The 21,250-nt window shown below is 52.1% G+C and carries 21 protein-coding genes; 9 read left to right on the top strand and 12 right to left on the bottom strand.

Going from position 1 to position 21,250, the window contains the following annotated elements:
- Positions 1-251 precede the first annotated feature (251 nt).
- From O6D90_RS04000 to tkt, 7 genes are all read right to left on the bottom strand, one after another.
- The gene (locus O6D90_RS04000) at positions 252-962 is read right to left on the bottom strand and encodes a nucleoside/nucleotide kinase family protein (protein ID WP_016157432.1); all 711 of its coding nucleotides are present in this window, start codon (positions 960-962) and stop codon (positions 252-254) included.
- Positions 959-1,468: an MltR family transcriptional regulator gene (locus tag O6D90_RS03995; RefSeq protein WP_016157433.1), complete on the bottom strand. Its 510-nt coding sequence runs from the start codon at positions 1,466-1,468 to the stop codon at positions 959-961. The genes O6D90_RS04000 and O6D90_RS03995 overlap by 4 nt, the downstream gene beginning before the upstream one ends.
- A 15-nt stretch (positions 1,469-1,483) precedes the next feature.
- Positions 1,484-2,455: a class II fructose-bisphosphatase gene (gene glpX / locus O6D90_RS03990; protein WP_016154382.1), complete on the bottom strand. Its 972-nt coding sequence runs from the start codon at positions 2,453-2,455 to the stop codon at positions 1,484-1,486.
- Complete coding sequence (locus O6D90_RS03985; protein WP_016157434.1) at positions 2,452-3,729, bottom strand: zinc-binding dehydrogenase; 1,278 nt, start codon at positions 3,727-3,729, stop codon at positions 2,452-2,454. Before O6D90_RS03985 ends, glpX begins: the two co-directional genes overlap by 4 nt.
- A 24-nt stretch (positions 3,730-3,753) precedes the next feature.
- Positions 3,754-5,133, bottom strand: coding sequence for a PTS mannitol transporter subunit IICB (locus tag O6D90_RS03980; RefSeq protein ID WP_016157435.1), 1,380 nt, complete (start codon positions 5,131-5,133; stop codon positions 3,754-3,756).
- Positions 5,134-5,160: 27 nt separating this feature from the next.
- On the bottom strand, positions 5,161-5,604 hold the full coding sequence (cmtB, locus tag O6D90_RS03975; protein ID WP_016157436.1) for a PTS mannitol transporter subunit IIA: 444 nt from the start codon (positions 5,602-5,604) through the stop codon (positions 5,161-5,163).
- A gap of 316 nt (positions 5,605-5,920) precedes the next feature.
- Positions 5,921-7,912 (bottom strand): transketolase, encoded by a 1,992-nt coding sequence (gene tkt, locus O6D90_RS03970; protein ID WP_016154386.1) that lies wholly within the window; start codon positions 7,910-7,912, stop codon positions 5,921-5,923.
- Between the two features lie 279 nt (positions 7,913-8,191).
- Between tkt and O6D90_RS03965 the strand changes: the two genes are divergently transcribed.
- On the top strand, positions 8,192-8,950 hold the full coding sequence (locus O6D90_RS03965) for a M48 family metallopeptidase (protein WP_016157437.1): 759 nt from the start codon (positions 8,192-8,194) through the stop codon (positions 8,948-8,950).
- A gap of 111 nt (positions 8,951-9,061) precedes the next feature.
- Here the strand turns inward: O6D90_RS03965 and speB are convergent, their stop codons facing one another.
- The 4 genes from speB to O6D90_RS03945 form a co-directional block, all read right to left on the bottom strand.
- Positions 9,062-9,982, bottom strand: a complete 921-nt coding sequence (gene speB / locus O6D90_RS03960) for an agmatinase (protein ID WP_016154388.1) — start codon at positions 9,980-9,982, stop codon at positions 9,062-9,064.
- A gap of 142 nt (positions 9,983-10,124) precedes the next feature.
- Positions 10,125-12,101, bottom strand: a complete 1,977-nt coding sequence (gene speA / locus O6D90_RS03955; protein WP_016154389.1) for a biosynthetic arginine decarboxylase — start codon at positions 12,099-12,101, stop codon at positions 10,125-10,127.
- A gap of 8 nt (positions 12,102-12,109) precedes the next feature.
- A complete protein-coding gene (gene yqgB, locus O6D90_RS03950) occupies positions 12,110-12,241 on the bottom strand; it encodes an acid stress response protein YqgB (RefSeq protein ID WP_049041971.1) in 132 nt (43 codons plus the stop codon).
- Between the two features lie 91 nt (positions 12,242-12,332).
- Positions 12,333-12,470 carry a hypothetical protein gene (locus O6D90_RS03945; RefSeq protein WP_271143251.1) on the bottom strand — a complete coding sequence of 46 codons (138 nt, stop codon included), beginning with the start codon at positions 12,468-12,470 and terminating at the stop codon, positions 12,333-12,335.
- Between the two features lie 538 nt (positions 12,471-13,008).
- Here O6D90_RS03945 and metK point away from each other — a divergent pair.
- From metK to ruvX, 8 genes are all read left to right on the top strand, one after another.
- On the top strand, positions 13,009-14,163 hold the full coding sequence (metK, locus tag O6D90_RS03940) for a methionine adenosyltransferase (protein ID WP_003027071.1): 1,155 nt from the start codon (positions 13,009-13,011) through the stop codon (positions 14,161-14,163).
- Positions 14,164-14,561: 398 nt separating this feature from the next.
- Complete coding sequence (galP, locus tag O6D90_RS03935; protein WP_016154390.1) at positions 14,562-15,956, top strand: galactose/proton symporter; 1,395 nt, start codon at positions 14,562-14,564, stop codon at positions 15,954-15,956.
- 77 nt (positions 15,957-16,033) lie between these two features.
- The gene (locus O6D90_RS03930; RefSeq protein WP_016157438.1) at positions 16,034-16,531 is read left to right on the top strand and encodes a SprT family zinc-dependent metalloprotease; all 498 of its coding nucleotides are present in this window, start codon (positions 16,034-16,036) and stop codon (positions 16,529-16,531) included.
- A gap of 94 nt (positions 16,532-16,625) precedes the next feature.
- Positions 16,626-17,333, top strand: a complete 708-nt coding sequence (gene endA, locus O6D90_RS03925; RefSeq protein ID WP_016157439.1) for a deoxyribonuclease I — start codon at positions 16,626-16,628, stop codon at positions 17,331-17,333.
- A gap of 75 nt (positions 17,334-17,408) precedes the next feature.
- On the top strand, positions 17,409-18,140 hold the full coding sequence (gene rsmE, locus O6D90_RS03920; RefSeq protein ID WP_016154393.1) for a 16S rRNA (uracil(1498)-N(3))-methyltransferase: 732 nt from the start codon (positions 17,409-17,411) through the stop codon (positions 18,138-18,140).
- Positions 18,141-18,152: 12 nt separating this feature from the next.
- Positions 18,153-19,100: a glutathione synthase gene (gshB, locus tag O6D90_RS03915; RefSeq protein ID WP_016154394.1), complete on the top strand. Its 948-nt coding sequence runs from the start codon at positions 18,153-18,155 to the stop codon at positions 19,098-19,100.
- Positions 19,101-19,276: 176 nt separating this feature from the next.
- Positions 19,277-19,840 carry a YqgE/AlgH family protein gene (locus O6D90_RS03910; protein WP_016154395.1) on the top strand — a complete coding sequence of 188 codons (564 nt, stop codon included), beginning with the start codon at positions 19,277-19,279 and terminating at the stop codon, positions 19,838-19,840.
- Entirely contained in the window at positions 19,840-20,256 is a 417-nt protein-coding gene (gene ruvX / locus O6D90_RS03905; protein ID WP_003825428.1) for a Holliday junction resolvase RuvX, read from the top strand. Before O6D90_RS03910 ends, ruvX begins: the two co-directional genes overlap by 1 nt.
- Here the strand turns inward: ruvX and O6D90_RS03900 are convergent.
- Positions 20,253-21,233, bottom strand: coding sequence for a type IV pilus twitching motility protein PilT (locus O6D90_RS03900; protein ID WP_016154397.1), 981 nt, complete (start codon positions 21,231-21,233; stop codon positions 20,253-20,255). The genes ruvX and O6D90_RS03900 overlap by 4 nt on opposite strands.
- Positions 21,234-21,250: the final 17 nt, after the last annotated feature.

Raw genomic sequence — 21,250 nt, 5'->3', positions numbered from 1 at the left:
AGACAGAGTAATGCAGCAAATCGCTCAGGGAAACCTTACCTGTCGCAAACTGCGACTAATTGGTTAATTGTCGAACATTTAATCGACTGAAACGCTTCAGCTAGAATAAGCGAAACGCGGAATAAAAGGAATGATTGTCCAGCCAAAGAAAACAGTTATCTGACGTACATCACATTTTTCCCGCTGAGACCGGGGGAAATTATTCCAGTAAGCCGTAATAATCATTACGGCTTAACAGGAATAATTGGCCTTCACGCAATCCGATATTCACCAGATTCCAGCATCTCCAGCGTCAGGTCACCAGGCAGACTCGCTTCCAGTACCCGACGAACATTCGGTCCGTCGGTACGCTCATAAAACGCCTCAGCGTCAGCTTGTGATAGTCCGCCCGCCAGTTTACGGCCTACCAGTCGTGTACGGAGCGCGTTGGCAGGTGCACGAATAAACAGCGAGTAATCACAAAACTCAGCTAACGCCCGCCACCTTTCATCATCGCGTAATAACCAGTTTCCTTCCACAATCACAATCGGCGCGGTCACTGTTATAGCCGCTTCTACCGGATCGTGTTTTTGCCGGTCGTACTGAGGCCAGGTGCCCTCCCCTTCCCTTATCAAACGTAGATTCTGTGCAAGCTTATCCACATCAAAGGTTTCCGGCGCACCTTTGTATGCTCGCAGGTTATGAGCATCCAGCCAGGTGTTGTAGTGATGGAAGCCATCCATCGGCAGCGTCTGGATCTCCGGCAGGCCAGGATCCTGACGGGAGAGATATTCCCAGAAGGTGGTCAGCGTCGATTTACCCGTACCAGGCGGTGCGCTGAGAAAAACGATCGTTCGTCGCTGCGGGTGAGTGGCGTGTATTTTTGCCAGCTGTTGTAATAACGGTTTGTGTACGTTCTCTATCTCATCATCACGGTAATGTGCTTCAACCTGTAGCCCATTCACCGTTAGTTTGATTTTCACGGCGTTAATTCCTTTAAAATCGCCGTCACTGCCAGCGTCATTGCCGTCTTGACCATTGCGCTAAAGCGCACTTCGGACCACGCAGCAAAGTCGGCAAATTTCATCGACTCCAGCGCACCGTAGAGCGTTGCGTTGCGGGTGATACTGTTCACGTTGCTGACAAAATCCCAAGTAATGTCATCGGCAAAACCGGGGATATTATCCTGCTCGTTCAGGTACTGATAAAACTGAGAGAAATGGGTGATGTCGGCATAAAGCCATTTATCCATTTTTCCCAACGCATAAATCAGACGTAACGCAACGTCGATATCGTCAAGCGGTCCACTCTGGGCGAGTAACGGCTTCACTGCATATTCCACGATCTCTTCATCGTTATTAACGAACAGCGACGGTAGAAAGCGCTTAATGCCCAGGAGCAAAATGTTATGTGCCGTCGTCATAAACGAGAGTAAATTATTTTGAGCATCCAGTTGCTCAAGCACATCGTCTTCTGTCAGCGTCGTCATTCGTTTCTCGATAAATCACCATGAATGCAGAGAGTCTATTATATTACACGTTCGATCCGCGCCGCCGATCAGTAAAGTTTGCGTGCGCACACCATTCGCAACCTGTTGGATCCCTTTCACAAGATCGCCGCCCGTGACCCCTGTCGCGCTGAAGAGGATCTTATTTCCCCCTACCAGTTCGTCCAGCGCGTAGATCCGGTTGATCTCAACGCCCATTTCCGCGCAGCGCTGATGTTCCTGTGCCGCAATCAGACGATTATCTGCGTTATTTCCTTTCGCTTCGCAAAAATCAATCAGTTCAGCCTGCATATCGCCCCCTAGCGCTTTAACCGCACAGGCTGAAATAACCCCTTCGGGCGCGCCGCCAATGGTATACATCAGATCATAAGGATTCTCCTGCATACAGGCCAGCACGCTGGCGGCCACGTCGCCGTCGGGTAGAGCAAAGACCTTGACGCCAAGCCGTGTCGCCTCGGCAATCGCTGGTTGAAGGCGCGGTTTATCCAGCGTCACCATCCGCAGTCGCTCCAGCGGTTTACCCAACGCCTCTGCCACATTACGCAGATTATCTGCCAACGGCAGCGCCAGATTAATCGCCCCTTTCGCAAACCGATTAACAACCAGTTTTTTCATGTACATATCAGGGGCGTGTAACAAACTACCGCGAGGGGCAAACGCCATGACGGCCAGCGCATTGCTTTGCCCCATCGCCACCATTCGGGTTCCTTCGATAGGATCAACGGCGATATCTACCTCAGGTCCGGTGCCGGTTCCCACTTCCTCACCAATCCACAGCATCGGGGCTTGATCAATCTCCCCTTCGCCAATAACGATGCGTCCGCGAATGGCAATACTGTTCAATGCTTCCCGCATTGCCGTCACAGCCAGACCATCAATCTTGTTTTTATCGCCGCACCCGGTTTGCGGCCAGGCTGCCAGTGCAGCCTGCTCCGTGATACGAAATAGCGGCCATGCCAGCGACATCATATCGCCGCCTCCCCTATATCAACGCCAAAGTGTGCCAAAAGGTATTTTTCTGCCTTTTCATTCCAGATACCGTGCGTCTCCTCCACCAGTAGCGCCAGTTCTTTGAATAATGGGTCAGTTTTCCCTTTCTCGGCAAAATCAGCAATGGCGGTTAGTGGCATGGTAACGCCGTTATATATCAGCTTCTTACCGCCGGGGATCGCCGGTAAATTCAAAACAGTTTCCGGAACTGCATCAAGGCCGCCAATGTGCGTCACCATAAAAGACGGTTGCAGTTGGCCGATTGCACTGAGCGCAATGGCCTCTTTCATATCATCCGTTGAACCACCGGATGTCCCGACAACGTGAGTGCTGTTGTAGTGCACGTTATAAAAATTAAACGGCACTTTGAAGTTACTGTCCGTAGGGCCGGCAAAAAAATTCAGGCAACCATCTTCCGCGAGTAAATCATCAGCCATCTCAACAACTGCAGGCACTGCCGCATACACAAAGACATCATCAAAACCTGCGTCATGAGTTAACGCTCGCAGCATCGCTGTCGGAGAATCCATGCCAGTAGTATTCACATAGATGAGCTCAATCCCCTTTTCTGCCGCCAGCTCAACGGGCAACAGTTTTTTAGCCTGCGCCAGTCGTGCTTCGTCAATGTCGACCACCACCACGCGTGACGGCTGAATATTTCCGTTAATGGCATAATCTATTGCACCAATACCCATCGGCCCGGCGCAGGCCAGAAGCGCAATGTTCCCCCCTGGCTTAATCCCCATGCGATGCTCATAAACGTAAGGCGTGGTATGAAAATTCGCGTTATACGCGCCAATAATGCAGCACATCGGTTCTGCCAATGAGGCGGCGGCAAAATAAGAGCCGTGGTAAGGCAAAACGCATCCCAGGTTAATCGCCACTTCCGGGATAATCATATATGTCGCATTGCCGCCAAAATATTCGTAGCTGTATCCCGCTGAATATCCACTTGGCAATCCCATCGCGGGTTGCAACACAAAACGCTGACCTTTCTTATATTTATCCGTCAGGTTTTTCCCCACCTCAACAATGATACCTGCACATTCATGTCCGGTAATAACCGGATGATTTTCCAGATCGTCCGGTACGCGTTTATGATCGCTCCCCAATGCTGCTGCTTTCCAGGTGGACAAACAAACGCTATCGGATATTACGCTTACTAACAATTCATTATCTGTAATTGCAGGCAGTTCAAATTCGCGGATACGAATATCCTGCTTGCCATATATGGCAGCAACTTTCGTTTTCATATTCACTCCAAAAATAGAAGAAGGCTAGTTCGCAGTAATGCGTTTAAATAAATCATCCAACAATGGGTCACCAATATAGTTCTTAATCAGCACTAATGGCTTTTCACTTACACGTTTAACACGACCTTCAAGACTGGCATGGGTGACAATAATATCGGCATCTTGCGGAACGTTTTCGATAGCATAATGCGTCACAGTAATATTCAATCCCGCTTTCTCCAGACGCTTACGAAACGTGGTTGCCCCCATAGCACTGGAACCCATTCCTGCATCACAGACAAAAGCGACGCGTTTAATGTTTTTATAAGAGAATTTCCCTTCCTGCTTCATCGCTTTGACGGCTCTGGCTGATTCAGCAAAGTCATCTTCACTTTCTGTTTCAACGTTCTTTTCCATTTTCAGGATGACAGAGGTAATAACAAAAGTAACAACGGTTCCCGCGGTAACTCCTGCAATGGTCGCGAGGAAAGAACCTTTCGGCGTTAATGCCAGATAGGCAAATATGGATCCTGGGCTTGGCCCCGCAACTAACCCACCGTCCAGCAGGTGGAATACCCACGTCCCGGTCATTCCCCCGGCAATCATCGCGATCAGGGTCAGAGGCTTCATCAGCACATACGGGAAATACAGTTCATGAATACCACCGAGGAAGTGGATAATCATGGCGCCTGGTGCAGACTTTTTACTCATTCCTTTACCAAAGATAGCAAAGCCGAGTAACAAACCTAATCCCGGCCCTGGGTTAGATGCCACCATGAAGAAAATTGATTTTCCCGTTTCAGAAGCTTGCTGCATCCCCAACGGATAATACACCCCCTGATCGATAGCATTGTTCAGAAAGAGGATTTTTGCCGGCTCATTGATTACGGATAGCAACGGCAGATAGCCCGCATGAACCAACGCTTCAATACACTCCTTCACGAAATTATTGGCAATGAGAACCGCCGGGCCGATAACTTCAAACCCCAGCAAGCATAAGAGCATTCCCGCAATACCAAGAGAGAAATTATTGATAACCATCTCGAAGCCTGCAGGAATGCGTTTTTCCAGCAGACGGTCGATATGCTTAATCACCCAACCGCCAAGCGGCCCCATTACCATCGCGCCAAGGAACATCGGGATATCCGCGCCCACAATAACGCCAATAGAACCAATGCCCCCCATTACCGCACCGCGTTTCCCGCCAACCAGATGTCCCCCTGTGGAGCCAATCATGACGGGCAGTAAATAGGTAATCATCGGACCGACAATTTTAGCGAAATGCTCATTCGGCATCCAACCGGTAGGAATAAATAATGCGGTAATAAAACCCCAGGCAATAAACGCACCGATGTTGGGAATGACCATTGCAGTCAAAAACCCACCAAAAGCCTGGACTTTGGCACGAGCAGACTTGTTTTCCATAATAATGTCCTGAAAGGAAACCGTTAATTATGCTTGAGCGATAATATCCGCCAATTGTTTTTCTGATTTAGCCGCTAACAAAGCGGTTAGTGCTTCCTCTTCACATAATAATTCGCTTAAGGCCTGAATAGCGCCAATGTGTGAATCAGCATTAGCCGCCGACAATCCGATTAATAATCTGATACCTTCATCATCTTCGGCAAATTTCACTTCCTGTTTGAGAAGCGTTAATGACATACCGGTTTTTAACGCGCCACACTCCGGTCGAGCGTGCGGCATGGCGACGCCTGGCGCTAAAATATAATAAGGACCATTGTTAATCGTTGAGTCTTTAATGGCCTGAATATAATCTGAATTGACATAATGATTGGCAAGTAAGGATGACATAGAAAAGTCAATTGCCTCCTGCCAGTTCTTTGCTGAATTTTTTATTGAGATAGATGATTCGGGAAAGTAATCAATCAGCCGCATACATTTTCCTTATTTTATTTTTAGGGTACGAGTTAGCGTTAAAAATAAAATACGCGCACGGCGAAATGAAATCAATCGAGGAGAAAACTACATACAGCGCAGAATGTTTTTTGGTGATGCCTTTAAAAACAATGGATTGAGAAAAGAAATATAAAAATCAACGGTAATAATGTGATTCAAGTTGCAAATATGAAACATCGCTAAATATCATATTTGTGATGCAAATCTACATTTTCGGGTTGCGCACGATCAAATAAATTTACTTACTTTAAAAAAACGGGCCGCATAAGCGACCCGTTTTCACCTGTAATCAAAATTACAGCAGTTCTTTTGCTTTCGCGACAACGTTGTCGACAGTGAAGCCAAACTCTTCAAACAGCAGCTCAGCCGGTGCAGACTCACCAAAGGTAGTCATACCAACGATAGCGCCGTTCAGGCCCACGTATTTGAACCAGTAGTCTGCGATACCCGCTTCCACTGCAACACGTGCGGAAACAGCTTTCGGCAGTACGGACTCGCGATAAGCGGCATCCTGTTTGTCGAACGCGTCGGTAGACGGCATGGAAACCACGCGCGCTTTAACGCCTTCAGCGGTCAGTTTGTCCCAGGCAGCCACAGCCAGCTCAACTTCAGAACCGGTAGCGATGAAGATCAGTTCCGGCTGACCGGCGCAATCTTTCAGCACGTAACCACCGCGCGCGATGTTCGCCAGCTGCTCTTCGGTACGTTCCTGCTGTGCCAGGTTCTGGCGGGAGAGGATCAGCGCGGTTGGACCGTCCTGACGCTCTACACCGTATTTCCATGCAACGGCAGATTCAACCTGGTCACACGGACGCCAGGTGCTCATGTTCGGGGTCACGCGCAGCGAAGCTACCTGCTCTACCGGCTGGTGAGTCGGGCCGTCTTCGCCCAGACCGATGGAGTCGTGGGTATAGACCATCACCTGACGCTGTTTCATCAGCGCAGCCATACGCACCGCGTTACGGGCATATTCCACAAACATCAGGAAGGTGGAGGTGTACGGCAGGAAGCCACCGTGCAGGGAGATACCGTTAGCGATAGCGGTCATACCGAATTCACGTACACCGTAATGGATGTAGTTACCGGCAGTATCTTCGTTGATAGCTTTAGAACCAGACCACAGAGTCAGGTTACTTGGTGCCAGGTCAGCGGAGCCGCCGAGGAATTCAGGCAGCAGAGGACCAAACGCTTCAATCGCGTTCTGAGACGCTTTACGGCTGGCGATTTTCGCCGGGTTAGCCTGCAGCTTAGCAATGAACTCGTTCGCTTTTGCATCGAAGTCAGACGGCATTTCACCTTTCATACGACGGGTGAATTCAGCGGCTTCCTGCGGGAAGGCTTTCGCATAAGCAGCGAACTTCTCGTTCCATGCAGCTTCTTTTGCCTGGCCTGCTTCTTTCGCATCCCACTGCGCGTAGATTTCAGACGGAATTTCAAACGGCGCGTATTTCCAGCCCAGCTGTTCGCGGGTCAGTGCGATTTCTGCATCACCCAGCGGCGCACCGTGAGAGTCGTGGGTACCAGCTTTATTCGGGGAACCGAAACCGATGATGGTTTTGCACATCAGCAGGGACGGTTTGTCGGTCACAGCGCGAGCTTCTTCAACTGCGCGCTTAATCGCGTCAGCATCGTGACCATCAACGCCACGAACCACGTGCCAGCCGTAAGCTTCGAAACGCTTAGCGGTGTCATCGGTGAACCAGCCTTCAACGTGGCCATCGATAGAGATGCCGTTGTCATCGTAGAACGCTACCAGTTTACCCAGCTTCAGCGTACCGGCCAGGGAACATACCTCGTGAGAGATACCTTCCATCATGCAGCCGTCGCCCATGAAAGCATAGGTGAAGTGGTCAACGATGTCGTGACCAGGACGGTTAAACTGCGCCGCCAGCGTTTTTTCGGCGATAGCCATACCCACAGCATTCGCAATGCCCTGACCCAGAGGACCGGTAGTGGTTTCAACACCCGCGGTGTAACCCACTTCCGGGTGACCCGGCGTTTTGGAATGCAGCTGACGGAAGTTCTGCAGCTCGGACATCGGCAGATCGTAGCCGGTGAGGTGCAGCAGGCTGTAAATCAGCATGGAGCCGTGGCCGTTGGACAGCACGAAGCGGTCACGGTCAGCCCAGGACGGGTTAGTCGGGTTGTGGTTCAGGAAATCACGCCACAGGACTTCGGCAATGTCAGCCATACCCATCGGGGCACCCGGGTGACCGGATTTGGCTTTCTGTACTGCGTCCATGCTCAGCGCACGAATAGCATTGGCAAGCTCTTTACGTGAGGACATTTTGACTCCAGATCGGATAATGAAGGCTGAGCCCTTAACGACTTGACGACAGCGCGTTTTGGGCTACGCCGGAAAAAAGTGCCAACAATGTAACCCAAGCCGCGTGTCATGTACATGGAGCATCCTTTTACCGCTTCAGAAATCTCTGGATCATGCGCGCAAGTTGCGCAATCTTCTCGCCCGCTGAATGTTCTTTTCTTTATACTAAGGCCGAGCGTCGGTTTACCTGCAAACGACGCATTTTTTAGAAAAATCCTGACTTTGTGCGGAAGAGAAAAAATGAAAATTCGCGCTTTACTGCTTGCTACGAGCATGGCGGCGGCATTGACCGGCTGCCAGAACATGGACTCAAACGGACTGCTTTCTTCTGGCGCAGAGGCTTTTCAGGCCTATAGTCTGAGCGATACTCAGGTAAAAGCGCTGAGCGATCAGGCCTGTAAAGATATGGACAGCAAGGCTACTATCGCCCCTGCCAGCAGCGAGTACACAACGCGTCTTGGCAAAATCGCCGCCGCGCTTGGCGACAACATTAACGGCCAGCCGGTGAACTACAAAGTCTATATGGCGAAAGATGTGAATGCCTTTGCCATGGCGAACGGTTGTATCCGCGTGTACAGCGGCCTGATGGACATGATGACCGATAACGAAGTCGAAGCGGTGATCGGCCACGAAATGGGCCACGTCGCGCTGGGTCACGTGAAAAAAGGCATGCAGGTCGCGCTGGGCACTAACGCCGTACGTGCAGCAGCGGCTTCCGCTGGCGGCATTGTCGGCAGCCTGTCGCAGTCGCAATTGGGCGATCTTGGCGAGAAACTGGTGAACTCGCAGTTCTCCCAGCGTCAGGAATCCGAAGCAGATGATTACTCGTATGATTTGTTGCGCAAACGTGGGATCAATCCGGCAGGACTGGCCACCAGCTTTGAGAAACTGGCTAAACTGGAAGCAGGACGCCAAAGCTCAATGTTTGACGATCACCCGGCATCTGCAGAACGTGCGCAACACATTCGCGATCGCATGAGCGCAGACGGGATAAAATAATCCTCGAACAGTGCCGGATGGTGGCGTGAACGCCTTATCCGGCCTACAAATTCAGCAATAATGTAGGCCGGACTAGCGTCAGCGACATCCGGCAAAATAGTCCAAAACCCGTTATTCGCCTTTCTTCGCCGCCTGGATATACAGCATTTCCAGTGCCAGCGTAGCCGCCGCCAGCGCGGTGATCTCTGACTGATCGTAGGCCGGAGCTACTTCCACCACATCCATCCCGACGATATTCAGATCTTTCAGACCACGTACCAGCTTGATCGCGCGATCGGAAGTCAGACCGCCGATCACGGGCGTACCGGTTCCTGGAGCAAACGCCGGATCGAGGCAGTCGATATCAAAGGTCAGATACACCGGCATATCACCAACAATCTGCTTAACCTGGGCGATGATGTCATCTACGCCGCGATCGTTCACCTGGCAAGCATCCAGCACGGTAAAGCCGTTATCTTTGTCGAACTCGGTACGAATACCGATCTGCACAGAGTGATTCGGATCGATCAGACCTTCGTTCGGCGCAGTGTAGAACATGGTACCGTGGTCGAATTCACAGCCGTTAGCGTAGGTGTCGGTGTGGGCATCAAAGTGCACCAGCGCCATTTTACCAAAGTGTTTAGCGTGCGCGCGCAGGAGCGGCAGCGTGACGAAGTGGTCACCGCCGAAAGAGAGCATGCGCTTACCAGCAGAAAGCAACTTCTCAGCATGCGCCTGCAGTTTTTCACTCATTTCACGGGCATCACCGAACGCATAAACCAGATCGCCGCAGTCCACCACGTTCAGGCGCTCGCGCATATCGAAGTCCCACGGGAAGCGATTGTGTTCCCACGCCAGGTTAGTGGAAACCTGACGGATCGCAGCCGGACCATGACGACCGCCCGCGCGGCCAGATGTTGCCATATCAAACGGTACGCCGGTGATCACCCAATCGGCGTCGCTGTCGTACGGCATGAAGTTCATCGGCAGACGCAAAAAACCAAAGGCGTTAGAAACCAGGGAGTTGTCGTATTGATGACCTAAGGTGCTCATGTACTGACCTCTTTTAAAATCGGTGAAAAAAAATCCCCTCCGCGTCGTTAAGCCCGACGAGGAAGGGATTGATTTACGTGACTACTTGTATAGGCGAATTATCGCCGTTAATTTGTTCAGGTTCAAGTGAACCCCAACAGCATTACTCGTCTTCGAGATAGGTATATCCGTACAGTCCTGCCTCAAACTCTTCGAGGAACTGCTGCTGCAACTCGGTATCCAGATCGGTGTTTTTCACCTGGTCACGGAACTGCGTTAGCAGGGTGTTCGGATCCAACTGCACGTATTGCAGCATATCCGCCACGGTATCCCCTTCGTCAGACAGCTCAACTTCCACGCTGCCGTCAGGGAAGACGAACACGTCAACCGCTTCAGTATCACCGAACAGGTTGTGCATGTTGCCAAGGATCTCTTGGTACGCACCCACCATAAAGAAGCCCAGCATCGGTGGGTTCTCCGGGTCGTATTCCGGCATCGGCATGGTGGTCGCAATGCCGTCACCATCAACATAGTGGTCGATAGCGCCATCAGAGTCACAGGTGATATCCAGCAGCACCGCACGGCGCTCAGGAGCCTTGTTCAGCCCTTCCAGCGGCATCACCGGGAACAGCTGATCGATCCCCCACGCATCCGGCATCGACTGGAACAGCGAGAAGTTGACGTAAATCTTATCCGCCATACGCTCCTGCAACTCGTCGATAATCGGACGGTGCGCGCGGTTGCTCGGGTCGAGTTGTTTTTGCACATCGTGACACATGTTCAGATAGAGCTGTTCTGCCCACGCGCGTTCCTGCAGGCTAAAGGTGCCTGAAGAGTACCCAACGTGAATATCGTGCAGATCCATCTGGCTGTCGTGCAGCCATTCACGCAGCGAACGACGGGTTCCCGGCTCATGCATCTCTTGCCAGGTTTCCCACATGCTTTGCAGGGCACGCGGCGCATCGTCAGCCGGAGGCGTTGCTTCGGTATGCTCGCTACGCTCAACGCCGATAATATTAGACACCAGCACGGTATGATGCGCGGTAACAGCGCGACCGGATTCGGTAATTACCGTCGGGTGCGGCAGACCGTGCTCTTCACAGGCGTCGCCAATGGCCCAGATGATGTTGTTCGCGTATTCGTTCAGGCCGTAGTTTACGGAGCAGTCAGACTGCGAACGGGTACCTTCGTAGTCCACGCCCAGGCCACCGCCCACGTCGAAGCACTGGATATTTACGCCAAGCTTGTGCAGCTCAACGTAGAAACGCGCCGACTCACGTACGCCGGTGGCAATATCACGAATGTTCGCCATCTGTGAGCCGAGGTGGAAGTGCAGCAACTGAATACTGTCCAGACGACCGCGCTCGCGCAGCATTTCTACCAGTTGCAGCACCTGGTTTGCCGCCAGGCCGAATTTCGATTTCTCTCCGCCGGAGGACTGCCATTTGCCGGACCCTTGCGACGCCAGACGCGCACGCACGCCCAGACGCGGAACAACATTCAGTCGTTCAGCTTCATCCAGCACGATAGCGATTTCAGACATCTTCTCGATGACCAGGTAGATCTTATGGCCCATCTTTTCGCCAATTAGCGCCAGGCGGATGTATTCGCGGTCTTTATAGCCGTTACACACGATCACGCTGCGGGTCATTCCAGCATGAGCCAGAACGGCCATCAGTTCAGCTTTAGAACCGGCTTCCAGCCCCAGCGGTTCGCCGGAGTGGATCAGCGATTCAATCACGCGACGGTGCTGGTTAACCTTGATCGGGTAAACGAGGAAATAGTCACCGTTGTAGCCGTAAGACTCACGGGCGCGCTTAAACGCGGCGTTAATCGAACGCAGACGGTGTTGCAGGATCTGCGGGAAGCAGAACAATGCAGGCAAACGCTGGCCCTGCGCTTCACGGGCTTTCACCAACTCAGCAAGGTCAACGCGCGCTTCTGGTACGTCGGGATCCGGGCACACGCTGATGTGGCCCAGTTCATTGACGTCATAGTAGTTATTACCCCACCAGGCAATATTGTAAGTACGCAGCATCTTGCTGGCTTCCTGGGAACTCATTGCAACCTCCTGCATGGAGCGTAGTACACCGTGTTCGCCTGCTGACGAAGGCGAACCCAAAGAAATGTCGTCAGACATAGCGAACCTCAAATTTTATTAACAAGTGTAAAACAGTTGACTACTATCGCAATCCGAAGACGCGATAACAACCCAAATACAGGCAGAATTTCCAGCAGATAGTGCTGACGCTCCGACTGTGCGACCGGTTTCTTTTTCATATCAATGTAAACACGTAACCGAACTTAATGCTGACGGTTCGGCGAAACCACGAGAAAACTCTTGTTTACCAAGAGCGCCCTTGTTCAGTTCTTAGTGACCGTTGCCGGCCCTGGAGTCCTGAGAAGCGCCGAGATGGGTATAACATCGGCAGGTATGCAAGATGCAGATTGCGGGGGACATATGTACACCAGAAGGGTGCGACAGATTCAGCAGAATACAACGGTTCATTATCTCGTATCACCTCCACGGTTGCTCCTGACGGAACGAACCCACAAGCCAAAGCTAAAGTTTTAACCCGGCTGGAAGTGGCAACACGATGAAAACGTCGTGTGCTTTTTTGTCTATCCTCAATAAATCGAGTTGCGGGAAGGCGGCAACGCAGTGAATCCCCGGGCGCTTACAGGAGTAAGTGACTGGGCGAGTATTGCCAACGCACATGCAACTTGAAGTATGACGGATATGAGCCGCGCGCCGCGTTTTATACCGACAACAGTACGAAAAAGCAAAAGATAAATACGCGCATTGCCAGCACCGTCAGGAAAAATTTCCAGTTACATTTTCAGTACAATGCGAGCTCAATCAAAAAAAGCTGGAAATCAGGCGCAGAACCGACTTAAAATAGCCGTCCAGATGTTAATCCATCTATACCGATTAACACTCAGACTGCCAGTGTCCGTCATCTGCAGACTCATGGTAGAATCTTCTACACATGGCTATTCCACTCGACAGTTTGAGCTAACTACATTCTCCTTAGGTGAAATTAAATATGGCAAAACACCTTTTTACGTCCGAGTCCGTATCAGAAGGGCATCCTGACAAAATCGCTGACCAAATCTCTGATGCCGTGCTGGATGCAATCCTGGAGCAGGATCCGAAAGCACGCGTTGCCTGCGAAACCTACGTCAAAACCGGCATGGTTTTAGTTGGCGGTGAGATCACCACCAGCGCATGGGTTGATATCGAAGAGATCACCCGTAACACGGTTCGCGAAATTGGCTATGTGCATTCCGACATGGGCTTTGATGCCAACTCTTGTGCGGTACTGAGCGCGATTGGTAAACAGTCTCCGGACATCAACCAGGGTGTTGACCGTGCGGATCCGCTGGAACAGGGCGCAGGCGACCAGGGTCTGATGTTTGGTTATGCAACCAACGAAACCGACGTGCTGATGCCAGCCCCGATTACCTATGCTCACCGTCTGGTGCAGCGTCAGGCTGAAGTGCGTAAAAACGGCACCTTATCCTGGCTGCGCCCGGATGCAAAAAGCCAGGTAACCTTCCAGTATGACGACGGTAAAATCGTCGGTATTGATGCGGTTGTTCTGTCGACTCAGCACTCTGAAGATATCGATCAGAAATCGCTGCAAGAAGCCGTTATGGAAGAGATCATCAAGCCGGTACTGCCGACTGAATGGCTGACAGCTTCAACCAAGTTCTTCATCAACCCAACCGGTCGTTTCGTTATCGGCGGTCCAATGGGTGACTGCGGTCTGACGGGTCGTAAAATCATCGTTGATACCTACGGCGGCATGGCCCGTCACGGCGGCGGCGCATTCTCTGGTAAGGATCCGTCTAAAGTTGACCGTTCCGCAGCTTATGCAGCCCGCTACGTAGCGAAAAACATCGTTGCCGCTGGCCTGGCTGACCGTTGTGAGATTCAGGTTTCCTACGCAATCGGCGTGGCTGAACCGACCTCTATCATGGTGGAAACGTTCGGTACTGAAAAAGTGCCTTCAGAACAGCTGACCCTGCTGGTGCGTGAGTTCTTCGACCTGCGCCCGTATGGCCTGATTCAGATGCTGGATCTGCTGCACCCGATTTACAAAGAAACCGCCGCTTACGGTCACTTTGGTCGCGAACATTTCCCATGGGAAAAAACCGACAAAGCCGCCCTGCTGCGTGAAGCTGCCGGTCTGAAGTAATACCTCTACGGCTCAACGCTTATGAAGACCAGCCTCGCGCTGGTCTTTTTTTATGTCATTTGCTCTCCCATCCCCCATCGCTATAACCACGCTAATTTCATTTGCTTCAATAAAAAATGAAAGCGATTACATAGCACGGTATTTCTATACACCTTGAATTCACATCTGTTAGTTACCAGCATTGCATCACTGTTACATCATATTTCAGCATTGTCTTAAAATCAGCCAATCAACTTTATTCTATAATAATAAATAATGTTAACTTTCAATTCATTAAGCAATAATTCACATGAATGTTAGTGTAACCGATTACACTAATGTGATGTGATTCGCATTTTTTTACCCCGTACTCACCTACCCTTAACATCAACAAAACTAGCTACCCAACGGAGGGCATCATGCCTGACAATAAAAAAACGGGGCATTCCAACAAAGCCATGACATTTTTTGTCTGCTTCCTGGCAGCCCTGGCTGGATTACTTTTTGGCCTGGATATCGGTGTTATTGCCGGTGCTTTACCATTCATCACCGACGAGTTCCAAATTACCCCACACACTCAGGAATGGGTGGTGAGTTCCATGATGTTTGGTGCGGCAGTGGGCGCCGTCGGCAGCGGTTGGCTCTCCTTCAAGCTGGGGCGTAAAAAAAGCCTGATGATCGGCGCAATCCTGTTTGTTGCCGGTTCGCTGTTCTCCGCCGCAGCGCCAAACGTTGAAGTGCTGCTGGTTTCCCGCGTGCTGCTCGGCCTGGCAGTCGGCGTTGCGTCTTATACCGCACCGTTGTACTTGTCCGAAATCGCCCCGGAAAAAATTCGCGGCAGCATGATTTCTATGTATCAGTTAATGATCACTATCGGTATTTTAGGTGCGTATCTTTCCGATACGGCGTTTAGCTACAGCGGCGCATGGCGCTGGATGCTGGGCGTGATCATCATCCCTGCCCTGTTACTGCTGGTTGGCGTCATCTTCCTGCCGGACAGCCCGCGTTGGTTTGCGGCTAAACGTCGTTTTGTCGATGCCGAACGCGTTCTGTTGCGTCTGCGTGACACCAGCGCTGAAGCCAAACGCGAGCTGGATGAAATTCGTGAAAGCCTGCAAGTGAAGCAGAGCGGCTGGGCGCTGTTTAAAGAAAACAGCAACTTCCGCCGCGCGGTATTCCTTGGCGTCCTGTTACAGGTGATGCAGCAGTTCACCGGGATGAACGTCATTATGTATTACGCGCCAAAAATCTTTGAGCTGGCGGGTTACACCAACACCACCGAACAGATGTGGGGGACCGTTATTGTCGGTCTGACCAACGTGCTGGCAACCTTTATCGCCATTGGCCTGGTTGACCGCTGGGGCCGAAAACCTACGCTGATCCTCGGCTTTATCGTCATGGCCGTCGGTATGGGCGTGCTGGGTACAATGATGCACGTGGGTATTCACTCGCCAGCCGCACAATACTTCGCTGTCCTGATGCTGCTAATGTTTATCGTTGGCTTTGCGATGAGCGCCGGTCCGCTGATTTGGGTACTGTGCTCTGAAATCCAGCCGCTGAAAGGTCGCGATTTCGGCATCACCTGCTCTACCGCAACTAACTGGATTGCCAACATGATTGTCGGCGCAACCTTCCTGACGATGCTGAACTCGCTGGGCAGCGCCAACACCTTCTGGGTCTACGGTGGCCTGAACGTACTGTTCATCTTCCTGACCCTGTGGCTGATCCCTGAAACTAAAAACGTCTCTCTGGAACACATTGAACGTAACCTGATGAAAGGTCGTAAACTGCGCGAAATTGGCGCACACGACTAATCTCGTTAGGCTTCCTCCCCCGTGGGAGGGAGCCTTCCTCTTGCAGTCCCTTCCCTGTCGCACTATCCTCTGGCGTTATGAAAACCTCCCGTCTCCCGATCGCCATCCAGCAAGCCGTTATGCGCAGCCTGCGGGAAAAACTCGCTCAGGCCAATCTCAAGCTCGAACGCCAATACCCGGAACCAAAGCTGGTTTACCAACAGCGCGGAACCGCCGCGGGTACCGCGTGGCTACAAACCTACGAAATTCGTCTTAATCCAGTTTTGCTGATGGAGAATGTTGACGCGTTCGTTAACGAAGTGGTGCCCCATGAACTGGCGCATCTACTGGTGTGGAAACACTTTGGCCGCGTACCGCCGCACGGGAAAGAGTGGAAATGGATGATGGAGAGCGTGCTGGGCGTACCGGCCCGGCGCACGCATCAGTTTGAGCTGCAATCCGTGCAGCGTAAGACCTTTACATACCGCTGTAAGTGTCAGGAACACCAACTGACCGTCCGCCGCCATAACCGCGTTGTACGCGGCGAAGCCACCTACCGCTGCGTTCACTGCGGTGAACCGCTGGTTGCAGAATAATCTTCAGAATTATCAGGAACTTTTCTGATCTAACTGATTGCATACAGGAATGACTTTCGCTACGTTGCGGGCTCGTTTTGACACGGAGTTCGTGATGTACCGTAATCTTTCTTTTGCTGCGGCCCTGTTAGCCGCTGCGTTTTCAGGCTCGGTTTTAGCCGAAGGCATCAACAGTTTTTCTCAGGCAAAAGCAGCAGGCGTTAAAGTTAACGCCGATGCGCTAGGCGATTTCTATTGCGGATGTAAAATTAACTGGCAAGGAAAAAAAGGGGTCGTTGACCTCGAATCCTGCGGCTATAAAGTGCGAAAAAATGAAAACCGCGCCAGTCGAATTGAATGGGAACACGTTGTCCCCGCCTGGCAATTTGGTCATCAGCGCCAGTGCTGGCAGGACGGAGGGCGTAAAAACTGCGCTAAAGATCCGGTCTATCGCAAAATGGAAAGCGATATGCATAACCTGCAGCCCGCGGTGGGTGAGGTCAATGGCGATCGCGCAAACTTTATGTACAGCCAGTGGAACGGTGGCGAAGGCCAATATGGACAATGCACCATGAAGGTTGACTTCAAAGAGAAAGTTGCCGAGCCACCAGCCCGCGCCCGTGGCGCCATCGCGCGTACCTATTTTTACATGCGCGACCAATACAACCTGACGCTCTCCCGCCAGCAAACTCAGCTTTTTAATGCCTGGAATAAGCAGTATCCGGTCACCGATTGGGAGTGTGAGCGCGACGAACGCATTGCGAAGGTACAGGGGAACCATAACCCCTATGTGCAACGCGCTTGCCAGGCGCAAAAGAGCTAACCTACACTAGCAGCAATATTTTTTAACCATGCCCTGGCCTTTTGCAGCCCAGGGCCATGACGCGGATGTTTAACTATGCGCATTCCTCGCATTTATCACCCTGAGCCACTCACTTCCGGCAGCCAAATTTCACTGTGTGAAGATGCAGCCAACCATATCGGCCGCGTACTGCGTATGGGGCCAGGCCAGGCGCTACAGCTGTTTGATGGCAGCAATCAGGTATTCGACGCCGAAATCACCCACGCCAGTAAGAAAAGCGTGGACGTGAAGGTGCTTAACGCTGAACTCGACGATCGAGAATCGCCGCTGCACATCCACCTGGGCCAGGTGATGTCGCGGGGTGAAAAAATGGAATTTACTATCCAAAAATCGATCGAACTGGGTGTAAGCCTCATTACGCCACTTTTTTCTGAGCGCTGCGGCGTTAAACTGGACAGCGAACGTCTGAACAAGAAGCTCCAGCAGTGGCAGAAAATCGCCATTGCCGCCTGCGAACAGTGCGGTCGTAATCGGGTGCCTGAAATTCGCCCGGCGATGGATCTGGAAGCGTGGTGCGCCGAACAGGATGAAGGTCTGAAACTGAACCTGCATCCCCGCGCCAGCGCCAGCATCAATACGCTGCCGCTCCCGGTGGAACGCATCCGCTTGCTGATTGGCCCCGAAGGTGGGCTGTCGGCAGATGAAATTGCCATGACCGCACGGTATCAGTTTACTGATATTCTGTTAGGACCTCGCGTTCTGCGTACTGAGACAACTGCGCTCACCGCCATCACCGCGCTACAGGTGCGTTTTGGCGATCTGGGCTAACGGAGAAGAACAATGATCAAGCTCGGCATCGTGATGGATCCCATCGCAAGCATCAACATCAAGAAAGATTCCAGCTTCGCTATGCTGCTGGAAGCGCAACGTCGCGGTTACGAAATTCATTATATGGAAATGGCCGATCTCTATCTTATCAACGGTGAAGCCCGCGCCCGTACGCGTACCCTGAGCGTAGAGCAGAACTACGACAAATGGTATGAGTTCAATAGCGAGCAGGATCTCCCGCTGGCAGATCTGGACGTCATTCTGATGCGTAAGGATCCGCCGTTTGATACCGAGTTCATCTACGCAACCTATATTCTGGAACGTGCAGAGGAGAAAGGGACGCTAATCGTCAACAAACCGCAGAGCCTGCGCGATTGTAACGAGAAGCTGTTCACCGCATGGTTTGCCGACCTGACGCCGGAAACGCTGGTTACGCGTAACAAAGCGCAGCTGAAAGCCTTCTGGCAAAAACACAGCGACATCATTCTCAAACCGCTGGACGGCATGGGCGGCGCATCTATTTTCCGCGTCAAGGAAGGCGATCCGAACCTTGGCGTTATTGCCGAAACACTGACCGAGCACGGTACCCGTTATTGCATGGCGCAGAACTATCTGCCGGCAATTAAAGACGGCGATAAACGCGTGCTGGTGGTCGATGGCGAACCCGTTCCGTACTGCCTGGCGCGTATTCCACAAGGCGGCGAAACCCGTGGCAACCTGGCAGCCGGCGGTCGTGGCGAGCCGCGTCCATTAACCGACAGCGACTGGGAAATTGCACGTCGCATTGGGCCAACGCTGAAAGCAAAAGGTTTGATTTTTGTCGGTCTGGATATCATTGGCGACCGTCTGACGGAAATTAACGTCACCAGCCCAACCTGTATTCGTGAAATTGAAGCGGAGTTCCCGGTTTCGATTACCGGTATGCTGATGGACGCCATCGAGGCACGTTTGCAGAAATAAATAAGTTGCCGGATGGCGATGCCTTCGCGTCTTATCCGGCCTACATTCGCACCCCGTAGGCCGGATAAGGCGAAGCCGCCATCCGGCAAAGCTATCTTCAGAGGGTGACATCTTCGCGCTTTGCCCACATACTGGGCTCTGTTGCTTTTTTGAACCAGGAAACAGAACCTCTGACAATGAATTTACAGCATCACTTTCTAATTGCCATGCCTGCTCTCCAGGATCCGATTTTCCGCCGTTCCGTGGTGTATATCTGTGAACACAATGAGAACGGAGCAATGGGGATTATCGTCAATAAGCCTCTGGAAAACTTACAAATTGAAGGGATTCTGGAAAAGCTGAAGATTACTCCAGAAGCGCGCGATCCTGCCATTCGTCTGGACAAACCGGTGATGCTCGGCGGCCCGCTGGCGGAAGACCGTGGATTTATTCTACACACCCCGCCGTCACGCTTTGCCTCCAGTATTCGCATTTCAGATAACACTATCATCACCACCTCCCGCGATGTACTTGAAACCCTGGGTACACAGGAGCAACCATCTGAAGTGCTGGTTGCGCTGGGCTATTCATCATGGGAAAAAGGTCAACTGGAACAAGAGCTACTGGATAACGCCTGGCTCACTGCTCCCGCAGACCTCAACATCTTATTTAAAACGCCGATTGCCGACCGCTGGCGCGATGCGGCGAAGCTTATCGGGATTGATATTCAGACCATGCCTGGCGTGGCGGGACACGCCTGATGAGCGGAACATTACTCTCTTTTGATTTTGGTACGAAAAGTATCGGCGTCGCGGTTGGTCAACGCATTACCGGTACAGCGAGACCCTTGCCCGCCATCAAAGCACAGGACGGCACGCCAGACTGGAGTTTGATTGAACGCCTGCTAAAAGAGTGGCAGCCGGACGAAATCATTGTCGGCCTGCCGCTCAATATGGATGGCACCGAACAACCCCTTACTGCGCGCGCGCGCAAATTCGCTAACCGCATTCACGGTCGCTTTGGCGTAACCGTAACGCTGCACGATGAACGTTTGAGCACCGTCGAAGCCCGCTCAGGCCTGTTTGAGCAAGGCGGATACCGGGCGTTAAATAAAGGCAAAGTAGATTCCGCTTCTGCCGTTATTATCCTTGAAAGCTATTTCGAGCAGGGCTACTAAAGTCGCCCCTGCGCCTGGCGCTGCTGCTGACTTTGTGCAAACGTCTGCATACCTGTCTGCTGCCCGGTTTGAATCACACCGGGTAGCTGATGCGTTTTCCCTTCGCGGATCAAATTGCCCACGGCGGGCGTGTTGACGAGCAGTTCAAATAGCGCCACGCGTCCTCCCTGCTTATCTTCCTCCAGCTTTTGCGAAAGTACCGCCCGCAGGCTGTCTGCCAGCTGGTTACGCACCGGATCTTTCTCCTGTGCGGGAAAGGTGTCCACCAGCCGCGCGATGGCCTGCGCCGCCCCTCGCGTATGTAAGGTTGCCAACACCAGATGCCCGGTCTCCGCTGCCGTTAAGGCCAAACGAATAGTTTCCACGTCGCGCAGCTCGCCCAGCAAAATGACGTCGGGATCTTCGCGTAACGCGCCGCGCAAACCGGCAGCAAAAGAAGCGCAGTGTACGCCCACCTCCCGCTGTTGAATAAGACAACGCTGGCTGGTGTAGCGATATTCAATCGGATCTTCCAGCGTCAGAATATGCCCCGCAATATGTTGATTAAGGTACTCCACCATCGCCGCCAGGGTGGTTGATTTACCGCTGCCGGTGGCTCCAGTGACCAGAACTAATCCATTTTCACCGTGCAGCAGTTCAGGTATGGCCTCCGGAGTCTGAAGATCGTCTAAACGAGGACATTCAAGCGGTAGCAATCTTAGCGCCAGCGAGGTGCCCTGCTGATGAGCAAATGCGCTGGCGCGTAGACGCCGGGAGTCCGCCAGCGTAAGGGCAAAATCAATCTGCCCCTGTTCCCGCCACTGTACCTGTTGTTGCTCACTGAGCCAGCACATCAGCAGATTCTCCACGTCAGGGGGAGTAAATGGTGCTATTTCGACTTTTCCACGTATGCGCCAGCGCGCCGGCCATGCATTGCACAGGTGTAGATCCGACACGTTATGCTTTACACTAAGGGCCACTATTTCTTCCATATTCATATGAACATCCTCGGAAA

The sequence above is a fragment of the Citrobacter sp. 21OH12SH02A-Citro genome, assembly GCF_027919895.1.
GTDB lineage: Bacteria > Pseudomonadota > Gammaproteobacteria > Enterobacterales > Enterobacteriaceae > Citrobacter > Citrobacter braakii.
Note: the sequence above shows the minus strand (reverse complement) of the source record. Positions and strands in the feature narration are given on the sequence as shown.